Source organism: Microbacterium sp. H6 (assembly GCF_003314775.1).
Classification (GTDB): domain Bacteria; phylum Actinomycetota; class Actinomycetes; order Actinomycetales; family Microbacteriaceae; genus Microbacterium; species Microbacterium oxydans.
Genome location: NZ_QOAY01000261.1, coordinates 1 through 5,184, shown reverse-complemented (window position 1 = coordinate 5,184; position 5,184 = coordinate 1). Strand labels below are relative to the sequence as shown.

General features: G+C 69.5%; 6 protein-coding genes. 5 read left to right on the top strand and 1 reads right to left on the bottom strand.

Features of this window, described 5'->3' with window-relative positions; all coding sequences use genetic code 11:
* The 5 genes from DSP71_RS16835 to DSP71_RS16815 form a co-directional block, all read left to right on the top strand.
* Window positions 1-1,309: cell wall metabolism sensor histidine kinase WalK (locus DSP71_RS16835; protein ID WP_258546509.1), on the top strand; the 1,309-nt coding region annotated here is incomplete at its 5' end.
* A 36-nt stretch (window positions 1,310-1,345) separates the two neighbouring features.
* Window positions 1,346-1,594 (top strand): AbrB/MazE/SpoVT family DNA-binding domain-containing protein, encoded by a 249-nt coding sequence (locus tag DSP71_RS16830; RefSeq protein ID WP_113681648.1) that lies wholly within the window; start codon window positions 1,346-1,348, stop codon window positions 1,592-1,594.
* Complete coding sequence (locus tag DSP71_RS16825) at window positions 1,591-1,956, top strand: type II toxin-antitoxin system VapC family toxin (protein ID WP_113681647.1); 366 nt, start codon at window positions 1,591-1,593, stop codon at window positions 1,954-1,956. Before DSP71_RS16830 ends, DSP71_RS16825 begins: the two co-directional genes overlap by 4 nt.
* A 102-nt stretch (window positions 1,957-2,058) precedes the next feature.
* A complete protein-coding gene (locus tag DSP71_RS16820; protein WP_113681646.1) occupies window positions 2,059-2,610 on the top strand; it encodes an OsmC family protein in 552 nt (183 codons plus the stop codon).
* Between the two features lie 140 nt (window positions 2,611-2,750).
* Window positions 2,751-4,439 (top strand): ABC-F family ATP-binding cassette domain-containing protein, encoded by a 1,689-nt coding sequence (locus DSP71_RS16815; RefSeq protein ID WP_082738594.1) that lies wholly within the window; start codon window positions 2,751-2,753, stop codon window positions 4,437-4,439.
* Window positions 4,440-4,494: 55 nt separating this feature from the next.
* Here DSP71_RS16815 and DSP71_RS16810 read toward each other — a convergent pair.
* Window positions 4,495-5,184, bottom strand: a 690-nt coding sequence (locus tag DSP71_RS16810) for an FAD-dependent oxidoreductase (RefSeq protein ID WP_113681645.1), incomplete at its 5' end; no start/stop codon positions are given.

Here is a 5,184-nt window from a genome sequence, read left to right as displayed (position 1 = left end):
GGCGGCCGTGATCAACCAGCTCGCGCGGCAGCAGCGGATGCGCGTGGAACAGGCGGAGGAGCTCGTCGCCGAACGAACCAGAGCGCTGTCCGAGAACGTGGCCATGATCGTGCAGCTGCGCGAGAAGGAGCACCAGTACCGGGAGCTGCTGGACTCGTTCGAGAGTCTGTGGTCGTCGATAACGGCGCAGGCCGTGGTGGCCACGGACTGCAGCGGTATCGTGACGGCCTGGAACCCGGGAGCGGTGCGCCTGCTCGGACTTCCCGTCGACGAGGCTCTCGACGACGTGCGCATCGATCGCTTCTTCTCGACCGCCGTGCTCTCGATGCTGGCGGCTGACACGGCGGAGCACTCCGCGCCGTCCGGCGACATGCCCGCCGGCTACGCCGAACTCGACCCGGGGATCAAGGCTCTGTTCGGACAGGCGGACGCCGGTGTCCCCGTCGACGGGGACATCGAGGTCGTGACCGCAGGCGGGACGACGGTTCCCGCACGTGTGACGGTCACTCCCCACAAAGACGGTGCGGGCGCGCAGCAGGGATATCTGTTCGTGCTGACAGACGAGACCAGGGCCGTCGAGGTCGCGAGGATGAAGGACGAGTTCGTCGGGATGATCTCCCATGAGCTCCGGACACCCCTCAGCGCCATCATCGGCTTCCTGGACCTGCTGCAGAACGATCCAGGGCAGCCGCTCACGGAGGACCAGCAGGAGTTCGTCGGCATCATCGAGCGCAACGCGCAGCGTCTGCTCAATCTCGTCGGCGACCTGTTGTTCACCGCCCAGGTCGAGTCCGGGCGATTCCCCCTCGAGCGCGATGAGGCCGATGCGGCCGCGCTGGTGCGATCCGCGGTGGTGTCGGCCGGTCCGCATGCGCAGCGGGAAGGGATCGAACTCGTCGCGGAGGTCGGTCCTGCGGCGATGCCCGTCTTCGTCGATGCCGGAAGAGTGGGGCAGGCCATCGACAACCTGCTCTCCAATGCCATCAAGTTCACCTCTCGCGGCGGGAAGGTCACCGCGCGAGTGCGCGCGGTCGACGGCGGCGTGGAGTTCTCGATCGCCGATACCGGGGTCGGGATACCGGAGGACGAACAGGGGATGCTGTTCACCCGCTTCTTCCGTGCGTCGACCGCGACGCGCAACGCGGTACCCGGAGTGGGTCTCGGTCTCACGATCACCCGTGCCATCGTCCTCGCGCACGGAGGGACGATGGACGTGACGAGCAAGGAGGGTGTCGGCACGGAGTTCCGCTTCTTCCTGCCTGCCGCTCCGCGCACCGAGGTGCTGACGAGTCTGAGTCGCGCCGAGTGAAGCCCCCGCCGTGAGGGGCGGTGGTATCGTCGAAGGATGGATACCACATTCGTTGCACCGATGGGTGATCGTGGTCGCCTCGTGGTCCCTGCCGAACTCCGCGACCGTCAGCATTGGGATCAGGGCGTGCCGCTGCTCATGATCGAGACGTCAGGAGGCGTGATCCTGCTCACCAGGGAGCAGGCCAAGGCCCTCGTCAGGTCGCAGCTGGAGGGGAGGCGCGCTCTCGAGTCGCTGCTCGCGGAGCGCCGGAGGTCCGCGGACTCCGAGGATGCAGCGGCGTGATCGTGGTCGACGCGTCAGCTCTCCTCGCTTTCCTGCAGGGCGAGCCTGGCGCCGATCGCGTCGAGGAGATCCTCGACGACTCCGTGATCGGAGCCGCGAACTGGTCGGAGGTCGCGCAGAAGGTGCGCGCGTCCGGAGCGGACTGGGGCATCGCCTCCGGCTTGTTGCTCAGCTACCGGCTGAAGGTCGAGCCGGTGTCCCAGCGCGACGCGGAAGCCGCCGCGGAATCGTGGAGGCGCGGAAGCGGGCTGTCGCTGGGGGACCGCCTGTGTCTCGCACTTGCGCGACGGCTCGATCTTCCTGTTCTCACGGCGGACCGGGCGTGGGGAGAGTCCGAGCGCATCGAGCAGCTGCGGCGCTGACACCACCGGCGTGGTCTCGGCGTCGTGACGCTGCGTTTCGCGGTGTGAAGCCCGATGACGGGCGGCGGGCGCGGGGAACCGGACGATCGCTACCGTCGGGCCATGACTCTTCTCCAGGACCAGCTCGCCGGTGTCGCGGATGTCACCCCGGCCCAGCGCGCGCAGCGACTCACAGACGCGGGATCGGCGTGGAACGAGCGGATCGCCGCGGACGAGGCGAACGCGCGATTGACGTACCGCGTCAGCGGACGCGGAATCGGCTCGGTCGCGACCGAGATCCGGGCCGGCGCGCACCGCTTCCTCGTCGACGAGCCGGGTGCGCTCGCCGGGGACGACGTCGCGGCCAGCCCGGTCGAGTACGCACTGGGTGCGCTCGTCTCGTGCCAGGTGGTCGTGTACCGGCTCTACGCCCAGGCCCTCGGCCTCACGATCGACGCGATCGAGATCACGGCCGAGGGCGACCTCGACGTGCGCAAGCTCTTCGGCATCGACGAGTCGGGGCGCGCCGGATTCCACGATGTGCGCGTGGCTGTCGACATCACCGGTCCGAACAGCGTGGAGGAGTATGAGAACCTGCGCGCCGTCGTCGATGCGCATTGCCCGGTGCTCGACCTCTTCGCCGCTCCCGTACCGACGTCGAGCGCTCTCGTCTGAGCGGTCCGCAGCGTCTTCGGCCCGGTGTCGTCTGCGACCTGGCCCGTTCCGTCCGTGACCTGGCCCGTTGGGTCCGTGACCGCTCCTGCTGATATCCTGGTCGGCTCGGCATGTGCGGGGCGGAAGGACGGCCACGCACCGTGGGCTTCATCGATGTATCCAGCGTCTCCCTGACGCTTCCAGACGGCAGACCGCTTCTCGACGAGGCGAGCTTCCGGGTCGGCGCGGGCTCGACGAGCGCTCTGATCGGCCCGAACGGCGCCGGCAAGACGACCATGCTGCGCATCATCCGCGGCGATCAGACGGCTGATGACGGCGTCGTGACGATCGACGGCGGACTCGGCGTCATGGACCAGTTCGTCGGCCACGGCGAAGCGGGCGAGACCGTGCACCAGCTGTTGGTGCGTGTCGCTCCCACACGTATCCGCGTCGCTGCGGAGGCGCTCGAGACCGCGGAGAACGCGCTGATCGAACGCGACGAGCACGATACGCAGATGGCCTATGCATCGGCGATCGCCGAGTACGCGGACGCCGGCGGATACGAGCACGAGACGATCTGGGACCAGTGCACGGTCGCCGCGCTCGGCGTCCCGTTCGAGCGCGCAAGATACCGCGAGCTCACCACGCTCTCCGGTGGCGAGCAGAAGCGCCTGGCGCTCGAGGCCCTGTTGCGCGGACCCGACGAGGTGCTGCTGCTCGACGAGCCGGACAACTATCTCGACGTGCCGACGAAGCGCTGGCTCGAGGATCAGCTGCGCCAGACGCCCAAGACCGTGCTGCTCGTGTCGCACGACCGTGAGCTGCTCGCTCGAGCGGCCGACCGCCTCATCACGCTCGAACCCGGAGGCGCCGGGGCCACGGCCTGGGTGCACGGCGGCGGCTTCGGCACCTACCATCAGGCTCGCACCGACCGGATGGACCGGCTCGACGAGCTGCGCAGACGGTGGGACGAGCAGCACGAGAAGCTGCGGACCCTGGTGGCCAACCTCAAGGTCAAGGCCTCGGCGAACGACGGCTTCGCCTCGCGCTACCAGGCGGCGCAGACACGCCTGCGCAAGTTCGAGGAAGCGGGTCCCCCGGAGGAGCGTCCGCCGGCCCAGGACTTCGACATGCGCCTGCGCGGCGCGCGCACGGGCAAACGGGCGGTGGTCGCGCAGCGCCTGGAGCTGACGGGTCTCATGCGGCCCTTCGACGCGGAGGTCTGGTACGGCGACCGGGTGGCCGTGCTCGGGTCGAACGGGTCAGGCAAGTCGCACTTCCTGCGCCTGCTCGCTCGCGGTGGATCCGACCCCGACGCCACGCTCGGTCACGTGACGTCGACGGGTGAGCAGCTCAGTGCTGTCGAACACACCGGCTCGGCCGTGCTCGGAGCGAGGGTGGTGCCGGGCCTGTTCGCGCAGACGCACGCGCACCCCGAGTTCGTCGGCCGCACGCTGCTAGAGATCCTGCATCGGGGGGACGATCGCCGAGCGGGTATGCCACGTGACGCCGCGAGTTCGGCACTCGACCGCTACGGTCTCGTGCGTCAGGCGCAGCAGAGCTTCGACTCGCTGTCGGGAGGACAGCAGGCGCGGTTCCAGGTGCTCCTTCTGGAGCTCTCCGGGGCGACGCTGCTGCTGCTCGACGAGCCGACCGACAACCTCGACCTGGAATCGGCCGAGGCGCTGGAGCAGGCCCTCGCGCGCTTCGAGGGAACGGTACTGGCGGTCACGCACGACCGCTGGTTCGCCCGTTCGTTCGACCGGTTCCTGGTGTTCGGGTCGGACGGCGAGGTCTACGAGTCCGACGAGCCCGTGTGGGACGAGAAGCGGGTGGCGCGCTCGCGCTGACGTTCGTTCGCGGACACGGGCCGTGCTCCCGTGTCGCTCAGGACAGTCGGGTCGCTCAGGGCAGTCGGAAGGGTGCGGCAGCGCGCGCGGCGGGGTCGATCGCGAGGTCGGCGAGGACCCCGCCGACGCCGGGCGCGAACTTGAAGCCGTGGCCGGAGAACCCGGCGCCCACCACGATCCGGCCGAGGCGATCGAGCACGAAGGCGCCGTCGCCGGTCGAGGTGTACGTGCAGCTGATCGGTTCCGGCCCCGCCGGGTCGAGGCCGGGCATCCACTCCCGCACGTAGTCCGAGAGCGCACGCTGATGCGTCGGCAGGTGCGGGCGGGCATCGGGATCGACCTCGTCGCCGACACGGTGGAACCCGACTTTCACGCCCTCTCCTGGCGTCGGCATGCCGTACACGGTCGCGGGGTAGGTCCCCGGCTGCACGTAGTGGTTGAACGAGGGCCACGGCGCGTCCGTGAGCGGCCGGAAGTGTGCCGGCGTCTCCTCGGTCACGGTGAGGCGCGGCAGGCCGAAGTGCGGAAGCAGAGTCCGCGTCCAGGCTCCCGCCGTCACCACGACGGTCTCGGCACGCAGGTGGATGTCCTCGGCGACGCTGACCCCCACGCCGTCCGAGTCCTCCTCGATGCGCTCGACCGGGGTGCTCCAGCGCACTTCTCCGCCGCCGATGACGACGCGACGCTCCAGCTCCCGCAGTGCCTCGGCGGCGCGCACGACCCCGGCGTCGGACGACCACAGCAC

Excerpts from the sequence above, each read along its gene's own strand:
- DSP71_RS16830 (WP_113681648.1), top strand. The coding sequence starts at position 1,346 with ATGGATACCACATTCGTTGCACCGATGGGTGATCGTGGTCGCCTCGTG.
- DSP71_RS16820 (WP_113681646.1), top strand. The coding sequence starts at position 2,059 with ATGACTCTTCTCCAGGACCAGCTCGCCGGTGTCGCGGATGTCACCCCG.